At 74.9% G+C, this 19,740-nt stretch carries 20 protein-coding genes and 1 pseudogene; 2 read left to right on the top strand and 19 right to left on the bottom strand.

Annotated features, from left to right (window positions below; translation table 11 throughout):
- Window positions 1-22: 22 nt before the first annotated feature.
- The 4 genes from AB0D10_RS33500 to cynR form a co-directional block, all read right to left on the bottom strand.
- Window positions 23-493, bottom strand: coding sequence for an SMI1/KNR4 family protein (locus tag AB0D10_RS33500; protein WP_360262739.1), 471 nt, complete (start codon window positions 491-493; stop codon window positions 23-25).
- Window positions 494-678: 185 nt separating this feature from the next.
- A complete protein-coding gene (locus AB0D10_RS33495; protein WP_360262738.1) occupies window positions 679-1,137 on the bottom strand; it encodes a hypothetical protein in 459 nt (152 codons plus the stop codon).
- A gap of 90 nt (window positions 1,138-1,227) precedes the next feature.
- Window positions 1,228-1,638: a hypothetical protein gene (locus AB0D10_RS33490; RefSeq protein ID WP_360262737.1), complete on the bottom strand. Its 411-nt coding sequence runs from the start codon at window positions 1,636-1,638 to the stop codon at window positions 1,228-1,230.
- A 250-nt stretch (window positions 1,639-1,888) separates the two neighbouring features.
- Window positions 1,889-2,794: a transcriptional regulator CynR gene (gene cynR / locus AB0D10_RS33485; protein WP_360262736.1), complete on the bottom strand. Its 906-nt coding sequence runs from the start codon at window positions 2,792-2,794 to the stop codon at window positions 1,889-1,891.
- A 125-nt stretch (window positions 2,795-2,919) separates the two neighbouring features.
- Here cynR and AB0D10_RS33480 point away from each other — a divergent pair, with 125 nt between their 5' ends.
- Together AB0D10_RS33480 and cynS are read left to right on the top strand one after the other, a co-directional pair.
- Window positions 2,920-3,534, top strand: coding sequence for a carbonic anhydrase (locus AB0D10_RS33480; RefSeq protein ID WP_360262735.1), 615 nt, complete (start codon window positions 2,920-2,922; stop codon window positions 3,532-3,534).
- Between the two features lie 57 nt (window positions 3,535-3,591).
- Window positions 3,592-4,062 carry a cyanase gene (gene cynS / locus AB0D10_RS33475; protein ID WP_360262734.1) on the top strand — a complete coding sequence of 157 codons (471 nt, stop codon included), beginning with the start codon at window positions 3,592-3,594 and terminating at the stop codon, window positions 4,060-4,062.
- A 114-nt stretch (window positions 4,063-4,176) separates the two neighbouring features.
- Here the strand turns inward: cynS and AB0D10_RS33470 are convergent, their stop codons facing one another.
- From AB0D10_RS33470 to AB0D10_RS33400, 15 genes and pseudogenes are all read right to left on the bottom strand, one after another.
- Window positions 4,177-5,811, bottom strand: a complete 1,635-nt coding sequence (locus AB0D10_RS33470; RefSeq protein ID WP_360262783.1) for an alpha/beta fold hydrolase — start codon at window positions 5,809-5,811, stop codon at window positions 4,177-4,179.
- Between the two features lie 5 nt (window positions 5,812-5,816).
- The gene (locus AB0D10_RS33465) at window positions 5,817-7,454 is read right to left on the bottom strand and encodes an alpha/beta hydrolase (protein ID WP_360262733.1); all 1,638 of its coding nucleotides are present in this window, start codon (window positions 7,452-7,454) and stop codon (window positions 5,817-5,819) included.
- A gap of 736 nt (window positions 7,455-8,190) precedes the next feature.
- Complete coding sequence (locus AB0D10_RS33460) at window positions 8,191-9,105, bottom strand: alpha/beta fold hydrolase (protein WP_360262732.1); 915 nt, start codon at window positions 9,103-9,105, stop codon at window positions 8,191-8,193.
- A 25-nt stretch (window positions 9,106-9,130) separates the two neighbouring features.
- Entirely contained in the window at window positions 9,131-9,880 is a 750-nt protein-coding gene (locus AB0D10_RS33455) for an indole-3-glycerol-phosphate synthase (protein ID WP_360262731.1), read from the bottom strand.
- A complete protein-coding gene (locus AB0D10_RS33450; RefSeq protein WP_360262730.1) occupies window positions 9,877-10,596 on the bottom strand; it encodes an N-(5'-phosphoribosyl)anthranilate isomerase in 720 nt (239 codons plus the stop codon). Before AB0D10_RS33450 ends, AB0D10_RS33455 begins: the two co-directional genes overlap by 4 nt.
- Entirely contained in the window at window positions 10,593-11,738 is a 1,146-nt protein-coding gene (locus tag AB0D10_RS33445; protein WP_360262729.1) for an acyl-CoA dehydrogenase family protein, read from the bottom strand. Before AB0D10_RS33445 ends, AB0D10_RS33450 begins: the two co-directional genes overlap by 4 nt.
- Window positions 11,739-11,918: 180 nt before the next feature.
- Window positions 11,919-12,293 (bottom strand): ectoine synthase, encoded by a 375-nt coding sequence (locus tag AB0D10_RS33440; protein WP_360262728.1) that lies wholly within the window; start codon window positions 12,291-12,293, stop codon window positions 11,919-11,921.
- Complete coding sequence (gene trpA, locus AB0D10_RS33435) at window positions 12,287-13,219, bottom strand: tryptophan synthase subunit alpha (RefSeq protein ID WP_360262727.1); 933 nt, start codon at window positions 13,217-13,219, stop codon at window positions 12,287-12,289. Before trpA ends, AB0D10_RS33440 begins: the two co-directional genes overlap by 7 nt.
- The gene (locus tag AB0D10_RS33430) at window positions 13,212-14,243 is read right to left on the bottom strand and encodes a hypothetical protein (RefSeq protein ID WP_360262726.1); all 1,032 of its coding nucleotides are present in this window, start codon (window positions 14,241-14,243) and stop codon (window positions 13,212-13,214) included. The genes trpA and AB0D10_RS33430 overlap by 8 nt, the downstream gene beginning before the upstream one ends.
- 3 nt (window positions 14,244-14,246) lie before the next feature.
- Window positions 14,247-14,516, bottom strand: coding sequence for a phosphopantetheine-binding protein (locus tag AB0D10_RS33425; RefSeq protein ID WP_360262725.1), 270 nt, complete (start codon window positions 14,514-14,516; stop codon window positions 14,247-14,249).
- A 61-nt stretch (window positions 14,517-14,577) separates the two neighbouring features.
- Entirely contained in the window at window positions 14,578-16,119 is a 1,542-nt protein-coding gene (locus AB0D10_RS33420) for an AMP-binding protein (RefSeq protein ID WP_360262724.1), read from the bottom strand.
- Window positions 16,120-16,124: 5 nt separating this feature from the next.
- Window positions 16,125-16,955, bottom strand: coding sequence for a MaoC family dehydratase (locus tag AB0D10_RS33415; protein ID WP_360262723.1), 831 nt, complete (start codon window positions 16,953-16,955; stop codon window positions 16,125-16,127).
- The gene (locus AB0D10_RS33410) at window positions 16,952-18,187 is read right to left on the bottom strand and encodes a beta-ketoacyl-[acyl-carrier-protein] synthase family protein (protein WP_360262722.1); all 1,236 of its coding nucleotides are present in this window, start codon (window positions 18,185-18,187) and stop codon (window positions 16,952-16,954) included. Before AB0D10_RS33410 ends, AB0D10_RS33415 begins: the two co-directional genes overlap by 4 nt.
- Before the next feature lie 38 nt (window positions 18,188-18,225).
- Window positions 18,226-19,437: an aminotransferase class I/II-fold pyridoxal phosphate-dependent enzyme gene (locus tag AB0D10_RS33405; protein ID WP_360262721.1), complete on the bottom strand. Its 1,212-nt coding sequence runs from the start codon at window positions 19,435-19,437 to the stop codon at window positions 18,226-18,228.
- 13 nt (window positions 19,438-19,450) lie between these two features.
- Window positions 19,451-19,740: pseudogene (locus AB0D10_RS33400) on the bottom strand (hypothetical protein); the annotation flags it as partial.

Genomic DNA, 19,740 nt, shown 5'->3' with positions numbered 1-19,740 from the left:
TGGGGCTTGAGCGGTGATTCGTTCACGCCGTATCGGCCTGGGGCCCGCCGGCGGCCCACGCTCCGTACCAGTCCCCGAAGGCCGGGCCAGGGGTCAACCTGTCGTCCACCCCGAGGGTGTCGAACCAGACCTGGCCGCCGGCGGCTCCGGTGACCACCAGCCGTACGAACGCGCCGCAGCCCATGTCCGAGATGATCATTGAACCGGGTACGAGCCCGTCCTCGTCGTAGTCGTCGCCGAGGTCATCCGGGCCCACCGCCCGCGTGAACGGGAACGGCGTGGCGAGGTACCCGGGCCACCAGGTCTCGTCCCTGGGTCCGTACGACCTGCTCAGCCGCCAAATACCGTGGTAGGGACCCGGGCCGCCGTCGCCGACGCTCGTCAGGAACGTTCGGTAGTCCTCGGGGAGGGTCACGCCGTACCGGCTCTCGAAGGACCGCACCTGGGCCTCCGAAAGCACCTTCCTCGGCCGACCACCGGACTCCCGGTCCATCCCGCCCCGCTTCTCCCCGGTTCTGCCATCTCCGCGAGCACAAGACCCCCCTCCCGTGCCTGGCAGTCCTTCGTCACCGCCGTGCGGACCGGCGGGTTCGGCGCCATCTGAGGCCGCCTGTGCGCCGCCGCCCCTTCCCCGGGCGGCGGCGCTCGGGGCTGCCGGGCTCCGGGCGGTGTGTCCGGTCACTGGGTACCTGTTTCCGGTTCCCGTGCCCACTGCTCGCGCGGCCGGAGCCCGGCGAGGATCCCTCGGGCTTCCTCGCGGACTCCCTCGTCCTCGTCCACCGCCAGCGCGTGCAGCCGCGCGATGAGCCCGTCGGCGCCTTCGGTCGTCATCCAGTCGGGGTTGCAGTCCAGGGCCGCCCAGATCTCGTCCGCCGTCCACGTCTCGGCCGCACGGCTGACGGCCAGCAGGACGCAGCGCAGGCCGGCGGTGTCCCGGCGTTCGAGGAGGGCCTCGGCGGTCTCCTGGGTGACGGCGGTGTCCTGGGTGTCCAGGAGGAGGCGGTGCAGGACGTCCGCCGCCTCGCCGATCCGCTCCGAGGCCGCGAGCCGGCGCCCGGCCGCGGCGCGCACGGCCCAGGACGGGGAGTCGGCGTCCCGCAGGGCCGCGTTGAGTTGTTGGTCGTCGGAGGTGGCCATGCCCCCACACTGCCAGGAAGGCGCGCCGGCCGCCGACCGGATTTCCGGTCCCGGCGCCGCCCGCCCGCAGGGCCGCAGGACGTCAGGGTCTCAGCTCTTGACGTACCAGTCGGTGACGAAGCCCTTGTGGGTGCGGTCGCGGGACCACGTCGTCACGCCGTCGGAACCGAGGGCGTTGATGGTGAAGTTGAGGTCGTTGAGCTTCTTGGTGAACGTCACCTTGCCGGTGAAGTAACCGCCCAGCGAGTTCCAGCCGCTCTTGGTGGTGCGGAACCAGACGGCGTGGTCGAGGCCGATCACGAAGTCCACCCAGTCGCCGCTGTTCAGCGGCCAGAGGCTCTCGCCGTCGCCGTAGGCGCCGCCGCAGTAGAAGCTGCCGTTGTCGAAGCCGTGCTTGCTGGTGCAGACCAGGGGGAGGTCGCCGGCCTGCGCGGGGGTGGCGGTCAGGACGGCGGTGGCGGCCAGGGCGAGGGTGGCGAGCGCGGTCGTGGTCTTCTTCACGGATACCTCCGGGGGCGGGGCGGGCGGGGGGGACGGCCGGGCCGTGACGGACGGCCGGCGCTCGTTCGCGCCGGGCTTCGGCCCCCATCCTTGCGCAGCGGATGACACTTGATCAACTTCTGGCCCCGCGATCGGTCCGCATGCGGACCGATCGCGCCGTGAAAGGCATCTCTCCTTGCTCGCAAGGGAGTTGTCCGACTTCCGGGTGAACCTTTTGCCCGCGCCGGCCGTTTCCCGGCGGCGGGGAGGGTCAGGGCGCCGGGGGGTATCCGCGGGTGCGGACGAGGTGGTGGGTGAGGTCGGTGAAGGCGCGGGCGGCGGCGCTGCGGTAGGCGTCGGTGCGGCGCAGGAGGGTGACGGTGCGGGTGGGCGGGGGCGGGTCGAGGGGGACGGTGGCGAGGCCGGGGCGGTCGTGGGTGACGGCGTCGGGCAGGACGGTGGCGAGCGGGGTGCGCCGGACGATCTCGGTGAGGGCCTGGACGGAGGTGGCCTCGACGGCGATGCGCGGGCTGACGCGGTGCCGGGCGAGGTAGGCGTCGATGTGGCCCCGGGTGGCGAAGTCGCCGCCGAGCAGGGCGAGCGGGCGCTCGGCGAGGTCCCGTACGGGGAGCGGGCCGGCGGCGGCCGGGTGGGGGGTGGCGGTGACCAGGGTGAGGGTCTCGGTGAACAGGGCGGTGGCGTCGATGCCCGGCGGGTGGGGGCCGCGGAAGGCGATGCCGAGGTCGAACTCGTCGGTGAGCAGGCCGGTTTCGATGCGGTCCTGGGTGGTCTCGCGCACGGTCAGGGTGATGCCGGGGTGGCGGGTGTGGAGTTCGGCGGCGAGCGGGCCGACGAGGTAGGCGGTGAAGGTGGGGGTGACCGCCAGGCGCAGCCGGCCGCGGGTGAGGTCCTGGACGTCGTGGACGGCGCGTTCGGCGGCGGCGAGGTCGCGCAGGGCGCGCCGGGCGTGGTCGGTGTAGACGGCGCCGGCGTCGGTGAGGCGGACGGTGCGCCCGGTGCGGTCGAGGAGCTGGACGTCCAGGGTCTTCTCCAGCTGTTTGATCTGCTGGGAGAGCGTGGGCTGGGAGATGTGCAGTTCCTCGGCTGCGCGGGTGAAGTTGCCGTGGTCGGCGACGGCGAGCAGGTAGCGCAGGTGACGCAGTTCGGGGGCGGCCATGAACCCGACTATAGATGGTATCGATCGGTTCCATGGTTGACGGCTCTTGGACACTATAGGAGCAGGTCATGCATGGTGGATCTCACCAGCCCGCAGGGGCCGGCCACCACCGAAGGAAGTGACCCGTGCAGGACTTCACCGACCTCACCCGGGGCGTCACCCGGTTCCGGCAGGATGTCTTCCCCGCCCGGGCGGAGCTGTTCTCCCGCCTGGCCGGCCACCACGCGCCGCGCACGCTGTTCATCGGCTGCTCCGACGCCCGGGTCGTCCCGGAGCTGATCACCGGCGCCGAGCCGGGCGAGCTGTTCGTCATCCGTACCGCCGGCAACCTCGTGCCGGCCCACACCCCCGGGGCCGACGGGGTGGCGGCGAGCATCGAGTACGCCGTCGCCGCGCTGGGCGTGCGGGACATCGTGGTCTGCGGGCACTCCGCGTGCGGGGCGATGACCGCGCTGGCCCGGGGCCACGACCTCACCGGCACCCCGGCGGTCGCGGCCTGGCTGCGGCACGCGGACGCCTCCTCGGCCCGCAGCGCCACCGGCGGCGACGACGTCGGCAGCGCCGAGGTCGCGGACCTGGTGCGGCACAACGTGCTCGCGCAGCTGGCGAACCTGGCCACCCACCCCCCGGTCGCCCGCGCCCTGGCGCGCGGCGAGGTCGCCCTGCACGGCTGGGTCTTCGACATCGCCACCGGCGCCGTCGAGGAGCTGACCGCGGCCGGCCCCGCGCTCGCCGCCTGACCGTCCCCGCTCCCCCGCACCCCTGCCCCCTTCACCGAGAGACAAGGACGTACCGCCATGGTGCACGCCCAGTTCGACCCCGCCGCCCGCCAGGCCCTCGCCGTCGCCGCCGTCGACGCCAAGACGCGCAAGGACCTGTCCTGGCAGCAGATCGCCGACGCCTCCGGCCTGTCGGTGGCCTTCACCACCGCCGCCGTCCTCGGCCAGCACCCGCTGCCGAAGCCGGCCGCCGAGGCCGTCGCCGCCCTGCTGGGCCTGGACGAGGACGCGGCGCTGCTGCTGCAGACCATCCCCACCCGCGGCTCGATTCCCGGCGCCGTCCCCACCGACCCGACCATCTACCGCTTCTACGAGATGCTCCAGGTCTACGGCACCACCCTCAAGGCGCTGGTCCACGAGGAGTTCGGCGACGGCATCATCTCCGCGATCAACTTCCGGCTCGACGTGAAGAAGGTCGCCGACCCCGAGGGCGGCGAGCGCGCCGTCATCACCCTGGACGGCAAGTACCTGCCGACCAAGCCCTTCTGACACACCGCCGGCGGGGCGGACCGCCGCCGGCCCGCCCCGCCGGCGCCCACCCCCTGCCGCAGCCCGACCCCCACCCCCGAAGGACCCGGCCTCACCGTGAGGCCGGGTCCGGCGTCACGGGGCGATCTCGAACTCGGGCGGCTGCAGGCCCGCGAGGCAGCCCGTGTCCGGGGCGGTCGGGGTGTCGAAGAACGAGCGGGTGATCGACTGCGCGCACGGGGAGTCGGCGAAGACCACGTGGGCGACGTAGGGGACCGTGACCTCGGTGGAGCGGCTCAGGGTGCGGGCGGCGTAGGGGCCGTTGCTCGGGGCGGTCTGGGCGTCGAACCCGCCGGACAGGACGAGGGAGGGGATGTCGCTGCGGGTCACGTCCCGGACCGAGGACGGTGCGGCGGGCACGTCCCAGGCGCGGCAGTCCGCGTGGAGCCAGGCGAGCCCGGGGGCGTTGGCCAGCACCGAGTCGGGGAACGACGGGAACGCGCGCCGCCCGGCCTCGGTCACCTCCTCCTCGCTCTCGAACGGTGTCCACTCGCGGCAGAAGACGCCGTAGGCGAGGCCGTGGGAGAGCCGGCCGATGGCCTGCGGGCTGAGTTTGCCGCCCGCCCACTGCTCGGCGATGCGCTGCGGGTTGCCGTGGGCCAGTTCGTCGATGGAGCGGGGCACGCCGGCCGCCAGGTGGCTGGCGAAGGTCAGCCAGTTCACCAGCACGCCGCCGTCCAGCACCACCTCCACCGGGTCCGGGTGGCCCGGGACGGTGACGGTGGTGGTGACCGGCCGGGCTTCGAGTTCGCCGACGAGGCGTTCGAAGACGGCCTTCAGGTCCGGGTAGCGGTCGTTGCAGGCGCTCTGCTGCGCGCAGGCCCGGAAGATGCCGTCGAAGCCCTCCCGTGCGGCCGTCCAGGTCACGGCGCCGCTCGCCAGCGACGGCGGCAGGACGCCGTCGATGCCGACCGACCGGATGCCCTGCGGGTGCTCGCGCAGGTAGAGCAGGGCCAGGTCGGTGCCGTAGGAGATGCCGAACACGTTCCACTGCTCGATGCACAGCGCTTCGCGCAGGTCGGCGTAGTCGGCGGCGCTCTCCGTGGTGTCGTAGGCGGCGAGGTCGGCCCCGCGGCCCGCCAGCGCGTCCCGGCAGGCGCGGGTCTGGCGCACGTGCAGGCGCCCGGTGGACGGTGCGCCGTAGACGAGGTCGAGGGCGTCGGCGTTGAACTGGTCGATGTCGGGGCAGGTCAGTGCCGGGTCGGCCGAGTAGGTGCCCCGCTGGGACATGAAGATGACGTCCCGGTCGCGGTTGAGGCCGCCGCCCAGCGCCAGCTGGATCTCGGAGACGGCGTCGTCGCCGGGGCCGCCGGCGAACCACACGATCGGGTCGGGCGCGGGCCGGGGGGTGGCGGCCGGCACGATCTCGACTCCGAGGGTGATCGTGCGCCCGTCGTGCCGGGCGCGGTTCTCGGGCACGGTGAGCGTTCCGCAGCGGGCGCCCTCGATCGGGGGCGCGGGGTCGGCCGTGCGCGGGCAGGGGCCCGGCTCGAAGTGGGCGCGGCCCGTGGTGTGGGCGCGCGTGCCCAGCGGCGTGCGGGCGCCCGGGGTCGCCGGGGTGCCGGCCCCGGCCCGGGCGGGCAGCGCGGCGAGGCCGACGACGAGGAGCCCGGCCGCGGCCCCGGCCAACGCGGTGCGCAGCCGTCGCACGGTGCGCAGCCGTGGTGCGGTGCGCAGCCGTGGCGTGGTGCGGTGGTGGGGCGGGTGCATGGACATCACGCGGTTTCCGTTTCGGGGGTGATGGTGAACGGGGCGGGCACGAGGTCGGCCGCGCAGGCGGTGTCGGGTGCGGTCGGGTGGGCGAGGAAGGAGGCCAGGATGCTCTGTGCGCAGGACGACTGGGGGACCACCCAGTGGCCGATTCCCGGGATCAGTACGGCGGTCGAGCGGGACAGTGTGCGGGCGGCGTACCGGCCCCAGCCGGCGCCGGTCTTGGAGTCGAAGGTTCCGGACAGGACGAGGGCCGGCACGTCGCTGACGGTGGTCACGCGCTGGACGGCGGTGCGGTCGGGGACGTTCCAGATGTGGCACACGTCGTACTGGAAGGGCAGTTGTGGTGCCTGGGCCAGGACGGTGTCGGGCCAGCCGGGGAAGTTGCGGCGCCCCGCCGCCAGCAGGTCGGCGCGGGAGTAGCCGGGCACCCACTCGCTGCAGGCCACGGACTCCTTGAGGCCGTAGGCGAATTCGCCTACGGCCTGGGTCGCGCCGGCGGCGCGGGCCTGGGCGAAGCGCTGCGGGTTCCCGTGGGCGAGTTCGTCGAGTGCCGCGGGGAGGTCGGCGAACGGGACGGCCTTGGCGACCACCAGGTCCACCAGTGCGCCGCCGTCGAGGACGACCGTGACCGGGGTCGTGCCGCCCGGCGGCCGGGCGGTCAGGGTCAGGGGGTGTTCCTCCAGACGCCGGACCTGTCGGGTGAGTGTCTGCGGGAGGTCGGGGTAGCGGTCCCTGCAGGCGGGCTGGGCCTCGCACGCCGCGAAGACCGCGTCGATGCCCTCCCGGAAGCTGTCCCAGGTCCACGGCAGGTTCACGACGGGCGGGGGTACGACCGAGTCGATCGCCACCGAGCGGATTCCCCGGGGGTGCAGGCGCAGGTGGGTGAGGGCCAGGTCGGTGCCGTAGGAGTAGCCGTAGACGTTCCAGTGGTCGATGTGCAGGGCCGTGCGCAGGTCGGCGAAGTCGGCGGCGTTCTCGGTGGTGTTGTAGGCGCTCAGGTCGGTTCCGCCGGCTCTGAGCCGGTCGCGGCACTGCGTGGTCGCGCGTACCAGGAGTTCTCCGGTCGAGGGCGCGTCGAGGGGCAGTCCCACGGCCTGGGCGTAGAAGCGGTCGATCTCCGGGCAGGCGAGGTTCGGCTCGGAGTGGAGGGTTCCGCGCTGGGCCATGACGATCAGGTCGTGGTCGCGGTTCACGCCGGCGGCGGTCAGGAACGGGATGTTGCCGAAGGCGTCGCCGCCGGGGCCGCCTTCCATGAACACCACCGGGTCCGCGGCGGGCGTCGCGGAGGCGGCCGGGACGATCGCGACGGCCAGGCGGACGGTCCGTCCGTGCGGGTGGGCGCGGTTCTCGGGTACCTCCAGCGTGCCGCAGTGTCCGGGGACCGGCTCGGGGGTCTGCGGGCAGGGGCCCGGCGCGAAGTGCGGCCGGGTTCCCGACCCGTTCTCACCGGCCGGTGCGGCCGTGGCGCGGACCGGCGCGGGGGCGAGGGCGCCGAGGAGGGCCACGGCGGCCGCGGCCAGCGCGGTCGCGGTGCGGGCGCAGCGGGAGCGCCGGCGGGCGCAGCGGGTGCGCGGGTGTCTTCGGGGCGGGGCGCCGCCGTGGGAGGGCTGCGGGCAGCCGGGGCCGGTGTCCTGTTCCATCGTGTGATCCCGTCTCCTCACGCCCCCGGCCGGCCCGGTCGGGACGGCCCCGCGCGGCGCCGTTCGCCGTCGCAGGGTCGGAACGGGCACCACCGGGGCCCAGCCTGTGGTGGCGCGCGGTCGCCCACCAGCGGTGGGATCCACTCGGCGCACACCTCCCCCACCCCGGGAGGGGAAGGCGCGGCGGGGGCGGGGCCGCGGGCGAGGGCGCCGGCGGCGGCATGGGCGGCGGGTGCCCTGGCGGCACGGGGCGGGTGACGGTGCAGCGGGGCGGGCCGGGGCCGCGGGCGAGGGCGCCGGCGGCGGCATGGGCGGCTGGTGCCCTGGCGGCGCGCCGGCGGGTGACGGTGCAGCGGGGCGTGGACGGGCCGGGAGGCACGCGGGTCGGGGCCGGGCCGGGGGCTGCGGGCGGCGGCGCGAGGGGGTGACGGTGCGGCGCCGACCGGACGGAACGGGGCGCAGGGGGCGGGTCGGGGCCGGGGCTGTGCGGGGCTGTGCGGCGGGTGGAACGGGGTTCTGTCCGCCCGTCCGCCCGTCGCCGTCGCCGTCGCCCCGCCCCCGCGCCGCCCTCGGTCCGGCGTCGGCTCGCCGCCGGGCGGGCCGGTGCCGCGCGCGGGGGCGGGTCCGCGGGGCGGGAGTCCGTACGGCGAGGGGGCCCCGCCGTCCCTGCCCCGGGGGCGGCGGGGGCTGTGGCGTCCTGTGCCGGGTGGCGTGTGCGGTGTGGCGGGTGTTCCGGTCAGCGGGCGGCGGCCAGTGCGGGCTGCGCGGTGGCGGTGGCCACGGTGGTGGGGCGGGTGCGGCAGTCGTCGGTGAAGGCGAGGGCGCGCAGGTGGTAGGGGCGGGCGGCGTGGCCGAGGGAGAGGTTGTGGCCGGCGCCGTGGGCGGTGACCAGGTGGGCCAGGCCGGGGGCGAAGGCGGCGGTGAGCGCGGTGCGGTGGGCGGTGTCCAGGCGCCACCAGTGTTCGTGCTCGGCGAGGGTCAGGCGCACCGGGACGCGGACGCGGGCGGCGAGGGCGGCGTAGCGGGCGGGCCAGGTGGCGAGTTCGCGGGCTTCGAGGGCGGGGACGGGGGTGAGCAGGGCGCGGGCGGCGTGGAAGGTGCCGGGTGGGTAGAGGCCGAGGGGGCCCCAGTTGAGGCGGCCGCCGCCGGCGAGGTCGTCGGGGCGGTCCCAGGCTCCGGGGGCGTAGTGCTGGGCGAGGCCGTTGATGTCGGCGCCGAGCAGGGGCAGGCGGGGGTCGTGGGGCCAGTGGGCGGCGAGGTGGAGGGCGATCTTGCCGCCGAAGGAGTGGGCGAGGAGCTGGACGCCGGCGCCGACGGGGTGGGCGCGGGCGTAGTCGGTGAGGGCGGCGTGCAGGGTGGTGGCCTGGTCGGCGATGAGGTGGCCGTGGGGCAGGCGGTGGGCGGAGGCGCCGTGGCCGGGGCGGTCGACGGCCAGCACGGTGTAGCCGAGGTCGGCGGCGAGGGTGAGCAGGCTGGTGTCGGGGTGGGCGGGGCCGTCGAAGTAGGCGGCGCGCATGCCGCGGCCGTGGATGGCGAGGATGACGGCTTTGGGGTCGCCGTGTTCGGGTTCGGCGACGAGGGCGGAGATGGGGATGCCGTCGGCGTCCAGGACGAGGGAGCGGGTGCGGGTGCGCAGCGGGGTGGTGGTCATGCGGCGGCTCCGGTGCGGGTGGTGGTCATGCGGCGACGCCGGTGCGGGCGGTGTCGAGGGTGGTGAGCCAGGTGTCGATGTCGGTGGTGCGCATGAGGGCGGTGCCGACGAGGAGTCCTGCGTAGCCGGCGTCCAGGAGGCGGGCGGCGGTGTGGGGGTCGGTGATGGCGGAGGCGGAGACGGGGGCGCGGCAGCCGGCGGCGCGGACGGCGGGCAGCAGGCGCAGGCTGCGTCGGAGGTCGCCGGGGTCGCGTTCGCGGGTGCGGATGTCCTTGTTGTTGACGGCGATGACGCAGTCCTGGGGGCGGGGCAGGGCGTCGAGTTCGCGTTCGTCGGTGATTTCGACGAAGGGGGTGAGGCCGAGGCCGAGGGCGTGGGTGATCAGGCGGGTGAGGGAGGTGGCGGGCAGGAGGGCGGCGGTGAGCAGGACGGCGGAGGCGCCCATGGCGTGGGCGGCTTCGAGTTGGGCGGGGCGGGTGAGGAAGTCCTTCTGGAGGACGGGCAGGGTGGTGGCGGCGGTGACGTCGCGCAGGAGGCGGGTGGTGCCGCCGAACCAGCGGCCGGTGACGACGGACAGGCAGGGGGCGCCGGCCTGTTCGTAGCGGGTGACGAGGTCGGTGACGGTGCGTTCGCCGAGGAGGTCGTTGCCGTGGGGGTCGCGGAGTTTGACTTCCATGACGAGGGGGCGGCGGGCGGCGAGGAGGGCGTCGGCGAAGCTCGTGCCGGCCCGGTTGCGGGCGGGCGTTGCGGTGGTGGTCTCGCTTCGCTCGTTCATACGGCGGCCTCCTGGAGGCGCGGGTGCCAGGCGCGGGTGAGGGCGGTGACGGCGTCGTGGGTGAAGCGGCCGGTGCGGTCGCGGGCGGCGGTGTCGATGTCGGCGCCGGCGTAGAGGGGGTGGTCGGTGACGGTGCGGTAGGTGGCGCGGTTGGCGGTGTTGAGGCCGCCGGCGAGGAGGAAGGGGATGGTGAGGCGGGGCAGCAGGGCGTGGACGTGGTCGGGGTCCAGGGCCTGGCCGGTGGAGCCGACGCGGCCGTCGTCGGTGACGGTGTCGAGGAGGAACAGGTCGCATCCGGCGCGTTCGAAGGCGCGGGTGAAGGCGCGTTCGAGGCAGCGTCCGCGGGAGATGTGGAGGACTTTGACGAGGACGGCGTAGGGCAGTCGTTCGCGCAGGTCGGCGACGAGGGCGGGGCTCTGGTAGGCGTGGAGCTGGATCCAGCGGATGCCGGTGGCGCGGGCGAGGCGGGCGAGGTGGTCGGCGTCGTCGAGGAAGGTGACGAGGACGGGTTCGAGGCCCAGGCGGATGGCGGTGGCGGCGAGGTCGGCGAGGTGGTCGGGGTCGAGGTCGGCGGGGCCGCCGGGGACGCCGTGCCACAGGCCGACGAGGGTGGGGCCGGTGTCGGCGAGCAGGGTGAGGTCGGCGCGGGTGCGGGCGCCGCAGACCTTGAGGTGGCCGGGGCGCACGGGGGCCGGGGCGAGGGCGGGGGCGGTCATTTGCCCAGTCCGAGCATGGCGGCGATGCGGTTGTACTGGATCTCGTTGCTGCCGGAGTAGATGGTGCCGGCGACGGCGTTGCGCACGTCCTTCTCCAGTCCGTATTCGGACATGTAGCCGTTGCCGCCGAAGACCTGGACGGCGGCGAGGGAGGTGGCGAGGTTGGATTCGCTGGTGAGGAGTTTGGCGATGGCCATGTCGACGGTGACGTTGTCGCCGGCTTCGAGGCGCTGGGCGGTGTCGTAGAGCCACTTGCGGGCGGTCTCTAGGCGGATCTTGGTGTCGACGATCTTGTTGGCGACGGACTGGTAGGAGCCGATGGGTTTGCCGAAGGAGACGCGGGTCTTGGCGTAGTCCAGGCAGCGGGCCAGTCGGTGCTGCATCTCGCCGGTGTTGACGATGAAGGAGTAGAGGATCTCGCGTTTCATGACGTGGTCGAGGACCATGAAGCCGCCGCCGACGCGGCCCAGGACGCGGTTCTTGGGCACGCGCACGCCGTCGAGGAAGAGTTCGGACAGCGGGGAGGTGCGCAGTCCCATCTTCTTGATGGGGTTGCCGGTGGTCAGGCCGGGCATGTCGGCGTCGAGGAGGAAGGCGGTGACGCCCAGTGCGCCGCCCTGGGGGTGGGTGCGGGCGTAGACGACGATGACGTCGGCGACGGGGCCGTTGGAGACGAAGGTCTTGGCGCCGGTGAGGATGAAGTCGTCGCCGTCGCGCACCGCGCGGGTGCGCATCTGCATGGCGTCGGAGCCGCCTTCGGACTCGGTGATGGCGTGGGCGCCGATGGCGTCGCCGGAGGCGATGCGGGGCAGGTAGGTCTCTTTGAGGGCGGGTGAGCCGAAGGCCTGCAGGGGGACGCCGGTGGAGGCGATGGAGGTGGTGACGGAGAAGTTGAGGCCGCCGTCGCGGCAGGTCTGTCCGAGGCCTTCGAGGACGTACATGGTGGTGAGCAGGGACTGGCCGAGGCCGCCGTAGCGTTCGTCGAAGGGCAGGGAGAGGATGCCGGTCTTCTGGATCAGGCGCCACTTGTCGTGGGAGAAGGCGGCCTGTTCGTCGCCTTCGATGTGGCCGGCGCTCAGGTCGTCGCCGAAGCGGGCCAGGCCTTCGCGCAGGGCCGTCTGGTCGGCGTTCCAGCGGATCACGGTGTTGCCGCCTTCCTCCCGGGCCCGCCGGTGTGGGGCCCGGGGTGGCAGGCCGGCGTTGGGTCGCCGGCGCTCGTCTGAACAGAAGGTCTCGCCCGGGCCCGTCGTCGGCCCCCGGTCTCGCCCCGTGGGGCGGCGGCAGGGGGTCGGGGGGACGGGCCCCGGGGGCCGCGGGGGCCTTTAGTAGGCGGAGGAGGAGTGCGCGTCGAGCTGGTGGACCTCGTCGCCGCGCAGGGCCGGGGAGAAGACGCAGACCAGGCGCAGGTCCTCGTCGGGGCCGGCGACGAGGTAGTGGGCGTCGTGCTGGTCGAGGGCGTAGAGGCGCCCGGGGGTGATGGGGTGGGAGGTGCCGTCCATGTCGATGACCTCGCCGGAGCCGGCGATGCAGTAGCAGGCCTCGAGGTGGTTGCGGTACTCCAGGCGGGACTTGGTGCCGGCGTTGACGATGGTGTCGGTGAGGCTGTAGCCGAGGCCGTCGCCGGCCACCAGGAAGCGGCGGGACAGGCCGTTGCCCCACTCGACGGTCTTCACGTCGGCGATGTCGCGGATCAGCATGCGGTGTGGTCCTCTCGGGTGGTGGTGCTGGCGGGGGTGAGGGTGGCAGCACTGGCAGTGCCGGCAGTGCTGGCGGTGCGGGTGGTGCCGGCGGTGCCGGCGGTGGTGCGTCCGCCGGGTGCGTCCGGGTGTGGGGGACGGGTGGGGCGGAGGTCGGTGAGGTAGGCGCGCAGTTCCTCGACGGGGTCGAGGCCTTCGGTGCGGGCGTGTTCGAGGCGGGCGACGGCGGCGGAGCCGATGATCGCCGCGTCGGCGCCGCTGTCGGCGACGGCGGCCAGGTCGGCGGCGGTCCGGACGCCGAAGCCGACGGCGACGGGGGTCGTGGGGGCGGCGGTGCGCAGCGCGGTGACGGTGTCGGCGAGTGCGCGGTGGCCGCCTGTGGGGGTGGTGCCGGAGCGGCCGTAGTGGGCGACGAGGTAGACGTAGGCGCCTGCTGCGCCGTGGGCGGCGGCGGTGAGGACCTCGGGGGTGGAGGTGGGGTAGCAGGTGGTGACCTGGGGGAGGCCTTCGTCGCGCAGGGCGTGCTGCCAGGCGGGGCGTGCGCGGGGGGGCAGGGCGTGGACGAGCAGGGCGCGGGCTCCGGCGTCGGCGACGGCGCGTGCGGTGGCGGCGGGGTCGCGGTGGCGCAGGCTGTGGCTCCAGTCGGCGAGCAGGACGACCTTGAGGTGGGTCAGTTTCGGTGTGAGGTCGGCGAGTTCGGCGAGGACGGTGTCCAGGGTGGTGCCGGCGTCGAGGGCGCGGGCGGCGGAGCGGCGGATGACGGGGCCGTCGGTGGGTGAGTCGGGGAAGGGGACGGCGAGTTCGAGGACGTCCACGTGCTGGGTGTCGAGGAGGTGGGCGAGGTCGGCCAGGCGGCCGGCGGGGTCGCCGGCGTTGAGGAAGACCGCGAGTCCGGGGGCGCCCGGGGGGAAGAGGGGGTCAGACACCTGCTGCCTCCCGGGGGCGGGCGCCGAGGCGTTCGGCGAGGGAGCGGGGGGCGCCGTCGGTGAGGGCGTCCAGGGCGGTGGTGTAGGCGGTGTGCCAGCGGGTGTGGCGGCCGGAGGCGAGGGCGAGGGCGGCGGCGTTGAGCGCGATGGTGTGGGTGGCGGTGTCGCCGGCCTGTCCGGCCAGGGCGCGCAGGAAGTGGCCGGTGAGGTCGTCGGGGTGGGGTGCGAGGTCGGCGAGGGTGCCGGTGGCGGGGGCGACGGAGCCGGCGGGCAGGTGGATGGCGCCGTCGGGGGTGTGGAGGGTGTTGTCGGTGAAGGGCAGGAGTTCGTCGGCGCCGGCGTCGTTGTGGGCCAGCCACACGGTGCGTCCGTGCACGCGGGGGGCGAGGTGGCGCAGGGCGTCCAGGGGGGCGGCGGCGGAGGCGCCGGTGAGCTGGGCGGTGACGGGGACGGTGGCGAGCAGGGGGCCGAGGGTGTTGAGGAAGGCGCCGAAGGGTTTGAGGGTGAGGGGGTAGAGGACGCGGGCCAGGCGGGTGAGGGCCGGGGGGTAGACGTGGGGGCCGGCGAAGGCGATGCCGTGGCGGGCGAGGTGGTCGGCGGTGGCGGTGTGGCCGGAGGTGAGGGTGATGCCGAGGCGTTCGAGGAGGTCGACGGAGCCGGCGGCGCTGGTGTAGGCGCGGGAGCCGGTCTTGACGACGGGGATGCCGATGGCGGCGGCGGTGAGGGCGGCGGCGGTGGAGAGGTTGAAGGTGGCGGGTCCGCCGCCGGTGCCGACGATGTTGACGCTGGCCGGGTGGGCGGGGCCGGGGTCGGGGGCGCGTTCGGTGAGGGAGGTGGTGAGGGCGGCGAGGGTGGCGGGGTCGGGCAGGCGGGTGGTGAGGCTGGCCAGCAGGGCCGCCGCCTGGGCCCGGTCGCTGTCGCGGGCCGGGCCCAGGGTGCGTTGCTCCAGCTGGTCCCACCACGAGCGCCAGGCGTCCAGGGGGACCGGGCGGCCGGCGAGGAGTGCGGTGAGGGCCGGGTGCATGGGTCAGCCGCCGACCGTGGCGGTGGCCGCGGTGCGGCGCTCGGTGATGAAGGCGTCGATGGCGGTGACGGAGCGGAAGTTGTTGGGGTCCAGGTCGGTGTCGTCGACGGGCAGGTTGAAGTGGTCCTCGACCCAGGCGATGAGTTTGAGGACGCCGAGGCTGTCGATGACGCCGTCGGAGAGGAGGTCGTGGTCGTCGGCGAGCTGGTCGGGGGTGACGTCGGGCAGGAATTCCTCGATGAGGAAGCGCTTGATCTGGGTGATGTTGCTCATGGCGGCAACTCCCTTGTGTCGGTAGTGGGTTCGGATTCGGTTGGGAAAGGGGGGGTGGTGGTCAGGGGGTGGGGAGGACGGCCTTGCGGTCGACCTTGCCGGTGGCGGTCTTGGCGAGGGGCTCGTCGTGGATGGCGAGTTTCTCGGGGACGGCGGCGCGCGGCAGGTTGCGGGCGAGGTGTTCGCGCAGGGTGAGGGTGTTGAGGGCGGAGCCGGGGGTGCGCCGGACGGCGGCGTGCAGGCGTTTGCCGGTGAGCGGGTCGCTCGCGGCGGCGACGGCGGCTTCGAGGACCTCGGGGTGGGCGAGCAGGACGCGTTCGACTTCGGCGGTGTTGACGGCGACGCCGCGGACCTTGACCTGGAAGTCGGAGCGGCCGGTGAGGTGGACGCGGCCGGTGTCGTCGCGGGTGACGAGGTCGCCGGTGCGGAACCAGCGCCGTCCGGGGCCGGCGCCTTCGGGCTGGGTGGTGAAGCGGCCGGTGTCGCGGGAGCGGTCGAGGTAGCCGGCGGCCTGGAAGGGGGTGGAGACGTAGAGTTCGCCGCTGCCGGGGCCTTCGACGGGGGTGCCGTCGGGGGTGGCGATGAGGGTGCGCACGCCGGGCAGGGGCGCGCCGATGGGCACGGGCAGGGCGGCGGCGGCGTCCAGGCGGTCCAGGCGGTGCAGGAAGCTGTCGTTGGTCTCGGTGCAGCCGTAGATGTTGTAGAGGCGGGCTGCGGGCAGCAGGGCGGGCAGGGCGGCCAGGGTGCGGGCGTCGATGGCGTCGCCGGTGAACGCGGCGTGTTCGACGCTGTCCAGGACGGTGGTGCCGGCGGCCTGGACGAGCAGGGCGTAGGCGAGGGGGACGGCCTGCAGGACGTGCGGGCGGTGGCGGGTGAGCTGGGTGAGCAGGTGGCGGGCGTTGAGGGCGTGGGCGGGGTCGATGAGCAGGCAGGTGCCGCCGGCGGCGAGGGTGGCCCACACGTCGAGCAGGGCGAGGTCGAAGTTGAGCGGCGCGTAGTTGGCGACGACGCGGCCGGGGCCGAGGTCGAAGGTGTCGTGGGCCCAGGCGGTGAAGCGGTCGACGGCGCTCTGTGCGAGGGGGACGATCTTGGGCAGGTCGGTGGAGCCGGAGGTGGTGAGCATGAACGAGGTGCCGGCCGCCAGGGTGGGCACCGGGGCGGGGCGGGCGAGGGCGGGCAGGGCGGGGGCGTCCTGGCCGAGGGGGGCGAGCAGGCGGCGGGCGCCGGCCTGGGCGAACAGGGCGGCCAGCAGGGCCGGGGCGAGCTGCGGGGAGGGCAGCAGGAAGGGGCGGCGTTCGGTGAGGCAGGCCAGGACCAGGGCGATCGCCTCGGGTGACTTGACGGCGAGCAGGCCCACCGGTTCGCCCGGGGCGAGGTCCAGGGCGCTCAGGCGCGCGCGTTCGGCGTCGGCGAGGGCGGCGAGCTCGCCGTAGGTGACGGTGCGTTCGTGCCACAGCAGGGCGGGGGCGTGCGGGTGGGTGCGGGCGTGGGCGGTGAACGCGTCGGGCAGCGGCAGCGGCGCCGGGGCCGCCGCGGCGCCCGCACCGGTCCCGGCGGCGGGGGCGGGGGTCGCGGCGGGGGTGGTGGTGGGGGTGGTGGTCATCGGGTTCACTCCCCCGCCGGGGCGATCCGCGCCCAGCCGGCCTTGACGGCGGTGCCCGCGTCGGTGGCGACGGTGAAGCGCACCACCGTGCCCGCGTCGTGGGGCTGCAGGGTCAGGCGCAGCTCGGTGCCGGGGCGGGTGGGGGCGGCGAAGCGGGCGCCGAGGGCGGCGATGCGGGCGGGGTCGCCGGCGGCGTGGCGGTCGGTGATCTCCTCGGCGGCCAGGGCGAGCAGGTGCATGCCGTGGGCGATGGTGGCGGGGAAGCCGGCTGCGCGGGCGGCGTCGTCGTCGAGGTGGATCGGGTTGAGGTCGCCGGAGGCGTGGGCGTAGGCGGTGGTGTCGGCGGTGCTCAGGGTGTGGGTGAGGGTGAGCGGTGGGCCGTCGGGGGTGGTGCCGGGGTGGGCGGCGGGGGCCAGGGTGCCGTGGGGTTCGGTGCCGGTGGCGCCGACCAGGAGGGCGGAGGTGTGCAGGTCGGCGACCGGGCGGGCGGTGGTGGTGTCGGTGAGGCGGGTGGTGAGGGCCAGGCGGGTGCCGCGGGCCTCGCGGCGGGCGGCGGTGACCTCGACGGTGACGTCGAGGTCGCCCGGGGTCGGGGGGGTGTGGGTGTGGATCTCCTGGGCGAGGTGGACCACGCCGGTGAAGCCGTCGTCGCCGGCGGTCAGGGCGGTGACGGTGTGCTGGGCCAGGGCGTGGGCGGCGACGAAGGGGTGCGCGGGGCTGGCGCCCGCGGTGGCGGCGGCGGGCAGGCCGGTGCGGGCGGCGGCGCGGTAGGCGGCCAGGTCGCGGTCGGTGACGGTCAGCCGGGTGCGCCGGAGGTAGGGGGAGGTCGTGGTCATAGCGGGGTCACCACCAGGGTCGAGTTGTGGCCGCCGAAGCCGAACGAGTTGGACAGCGCGGCGCCGCTTGGGATGGGGCGGGCGGCGGTGTGGACGACGTCGAGGTCCAGGCCCTCTTCGGTCTTCTCGTGGTTGGCGGTGGGAGGGACGGTGCGGGTGTTCATGGCCTCGATGGCGGCGATCAGCTCGACGGCGCCGGCGGCGCCGATCAGGTGGCCGATGGCGCCCTTGGTGGAGGTGACCGGCACGCCGTGGGGGCCGAACACGGTGGCCAGGGCGGCGGCTTCGGCGCGGTCGTTGTGCACGGTGGAGGTGCCGTGGGCGTTGACGTGGGCGATGTCGGCGGGGCTCAGGCCGGCGTCGGCCAGGGCGGCGCGCATCGCGGCGACGGCGCCGGCGCCGTCGGGGCGCGGGTTGGACAGGTGGTAGGCGTCCGAGCTGGAGCCGTACCCGGCGAGCAGCGCGTAGGGGGTGCGGGCGCGGGCGCGGGCGTCGTCCAGGCGTTCCAGGACGAGGAAGCCGGCGCCCTCGCCCATGACGAAGCCGTCGCGGTCGGTGTCGAAGGGACGCGAGGCGCGGGCGGGGTCGTCGTTGCGCAGGGAGTGCGCGCCGAGGTTGCCGAACGCGGCGAGGGTGACCGGGGTGAGGGTGGCCTCGCAGCCGCCGGCGACGACGACGTCCGCGCGTCCGCTCTCCAGCAGCAGGGCGGCGTGGCCGATGGCGTCGGCGCTGGAGGCGCAGGTGGTGGCGATGGTCAGGGCCGGTCCGCTCCACTGCAGGCGCATGGCGATCTGTGCGGCGGCGGCGTTGGGCATGGTGACCAGGGGCATCAGCGGGGAGACCCGCAGCGGCCCGTGCTCGGTGTACAGGGCCGATTCGCGGTCGCTGGTGGTGCGTCCGCCGACGGCGTTGCCGACGACGATCGCGCTGCGCCCGGGGCCGGGTTCGGGGCTGCCGGCGTCGTGGTGGGCGGCGAGGGCGGCCAGGGTGGCGTAGTGGGCGAACGGGTCGAGGCGGCGGGCGTCCTTGGCGGGGACCGGTCCGTCGGCGGGCAGCGGGGCCACGGGGCAGCCCAGGCGGACCCGGTGGCGGGCCAGGGCCGGGTCGCTCAGGGTGGTGGCGGTGGAGCGCCCGGAGGCGACGGTGTGCCAGAACTCCTGGACGGTGTGGCCGGCGGGGCTGACCACGCCGAGGCCGGTGACGGCGATCGGCGGGCGGGTGTGCGGGGCCATGGCTTCCTCTCCTCTCCGGGCCGGGGGCGGGCCGGGTCTCAGATCAGGCCGGTCTGGGCGGCGGCGGTCAGGAACGCGTCGGCGGCGAAGTCGATGTCGGCCGCGGTGTGGCGGGCGGTGACCGCGATGCGCAGGCGGGCCAGGTCGTTGGGCACGGCGGGGGTGACGACGGGCAGGCCGATCACGCCGGCCTTGCGGCAGGCGGTGGCGTAGTCGTAGGCGGCGTCGTCGCTGCCGGCGATGACGGGCAGCACGGCGGTGGTGGAGTCCATGGTGGAGATGCCGGCGTCGTTGAGGCGGGTGCGCAGGCGCTGGGCCTGGACCTGGGTGTGGGTGACGCGTTCGGGTTCGCGGCGCAGGATCCGCAGGGACTCCAGTGCGGCGCCGGTCTGGGCGGGGCCCAGGGCGGCGGAGAACAGGAACGGGCGGGCGGCGTAGCGCAGGTGGCCGATGAGGTCGTGGCTGCCGGCGATCCAGCCGCCCATGGAGGGGATGGCCTTGGAGAGGGTGCCGAGCTTGACGTCGACGCGGACCTTGTGGTCGAAGTGCTCCTCGATGCCGCCGCCGGTGGCGCCGATGACGCCCAGGGCGTGGGCCTCGTCGACCATGAGCAGGGCGTCGTAGCGGTCGCAGACCTCGCGCAGTTCGGGCAGCGGGGCGATGTCGCCGTCCATGGAGTAGACGCTGTCGACGATGACCAGGCGCACGCCGGTGGGGGAGGCGGCCTTGAGGCGGCGCTCCAGGTGGTCGACGTCGTTGTGGCGGAAGCGGGTGACGGTGGCGCCGGACAGGCGGCAGCCGTCGACGATGGAGGCGTGGTCGTACTTGTCGATCAGGACGGTGTCGCCCTGGCCGACCAGGGCGCCGACGGTGCCGACGTTGGCGGCGTAGCCGGAGCCGAAGACCAGGGCGCGCTCGCGCTGGGCGAAGCGGGCGACCTCGGCTTCCAGTTCCTCGTGCAGCGGGATGGTGCCGGCCAGGGCGCGCACGCCGTGGTTGCCGGTGCCGTAGACGTCGACGGCGGCCTTGGCGGCGGCGACCACGCGCTCGTCGCCGGCCAGGCCGAGGTAGCTGTAGCCGGACATCATGAGCAGGCGTTCGCCGTCGAGGTCGCAGTAGGCGCTGTCGCGTTCCATGGTGTAGGCGACGAAGCTGTTGCGCCGGGAGGGGTCGGACTCCAGTGCGGCCACCCGGGCGTTCGTTGCGGCGAGCTTCGGCTCCAGGCGGTCCCATGCTCCGGTGGCGTTCACGGGCGTTTCTCCTTCACGGCTTCACGGTTTCCAGGGCTTCGCGGCTTTTCCGCGGCGTGCGCGGGGTGCCGCGGCCTTTCGCGGGGTGGGCGGGTGACGCGGTGTTCTGCGGGCGGCGCGGTGTTTTCGGGTGGCGCGGTGTTCTGCGGGCGGCGCAGCGTTTTCGGGTGGCGCGGTGTTCTGCGGGCGGCGCGGCGTTTTCGGGCGGCGCGGTGTTCTGCGGGCGGCGCGGTGTTTTCGGGTGGCGCGGTGTTCTGCGGGCGGCGCAGCGTTTTCGGGTGGCGCGGTGTTCTGCGGGCGGCG

This window comes from Kitasatospora sp. NPDC048545 (assembly GCF_040651155.1).
Lineage (GTDB): Bacteria > Actinomycetota > Actinomycetes > Streptomycetales > Streptomycetaceae > Kitasatospora.
Note: the sequence above shows the minus strand (reverse complement) of the source record. Positions and strands in the feature narration are given on the sequence as shown.

Coding starts and splice junctions, on each gene's coding strand:
- AB0D10_RS33500 (WP_360262739.1), bottom strand. CDS start 493: ATGGACCGGGAGTCCGGTGGTCGGCCGAGGAAGGTGCTTTCGGAGGCC.
- AB0D10_RS33495 (WP_360262738.1), bottom strand. CDS start 1,137: ATGGCCACCTCCGACGACCAACAACTCAACGCGGCCCTGCGGGACGCC.
- cynR (WP_360262736.1), bottom strand. CDS start 2,794: ATGGCCGCCCCCGAACTGCGTCACCTGCGCTACCTGCTCGCCGTCGCC.
- cynS (WP_360262734.1), top strand. CDS start 3,592: ATGGTGCACGCCCAGTTCGACCCCGCCGCCCGCCAGGCCCTCGCCGTC.
- AB0D10_RS33470 (WP_360262783.1), bottom strand. CDS start 5,811: ATGCACCCGCCCCACCACCGCACCACGCCACGGCTGCGCACCGCACCA.
- AB0D10_RS33465 (WP_360262733.1), bottom strand. CDS start 7,454: ATGGAACAGGACACCGGCCCCGGCTGCCCGCAGCCCTCCCACGGCGGC.
- AB0D10_RS33460 (WP_360262732.1), bottom strand. CDS start 9,105: ATGACCACCACCCCGCTGCGCACCCGCACCCGCTCCCTCGTCCTGGAC.
- AB0D10_RS33455 (WP_360262731.1), bottom strand. CDS start 9,880: ATGAACGAGCGAAGCGAGACCACCACCGCAACGCCCGCCCGCAACCGG.
- AB0D10_RS33450 (WP_360262730.1), bottom strand. CDS start 10,596: ATGACCGCCCCCGCCCTCGCCCCGGCCCCCGTGCGCCCCGGCCACCTC.
- AB0D10_RS33440 (WP_360262728.1), bottom strand. CDS start 12,293: ATGCTGATCCGCGACATCGCCGACGTGAAGACCGTCGAGTGGGGCAAC.
- AB0D10_RS33430 (WP_360262726.1), bottom strand. CDS start 14,243: ATGCACCCGGCCCTCACCGCACTCCTCGCCGGCCGCCCGGTCCCCCTG.
- AB0D10_RS33425 (WP_360262725.1), bottom strand. CDS start 14,516: ATGAGCAACATCACCCAGATCAAGCGCTTCCTCATCGAGGAATTCCTG.
- AB0D10_RS33420 (WP_360262724.1), bottom strand. CDS start 16,119: ATGACCACCACCCCCACCACCACCCCCGCCGCGACCCCCGCCCCCGCC.
- AB0D10_RS33415 (WP_360262723.1), bottom strand. CDS start 16,955: ATGACCACGACCTCCCCCTACCTCCGGCGCACCCGGCTGACCGTCACC.
- AB0D10_RS33410 (WP_360262722.1), bottom strand. CDS start 18,187: ATGGCCCCGCACACCCGCCCGCCGATCGCCGTCACCGGCCTCGGCGTG.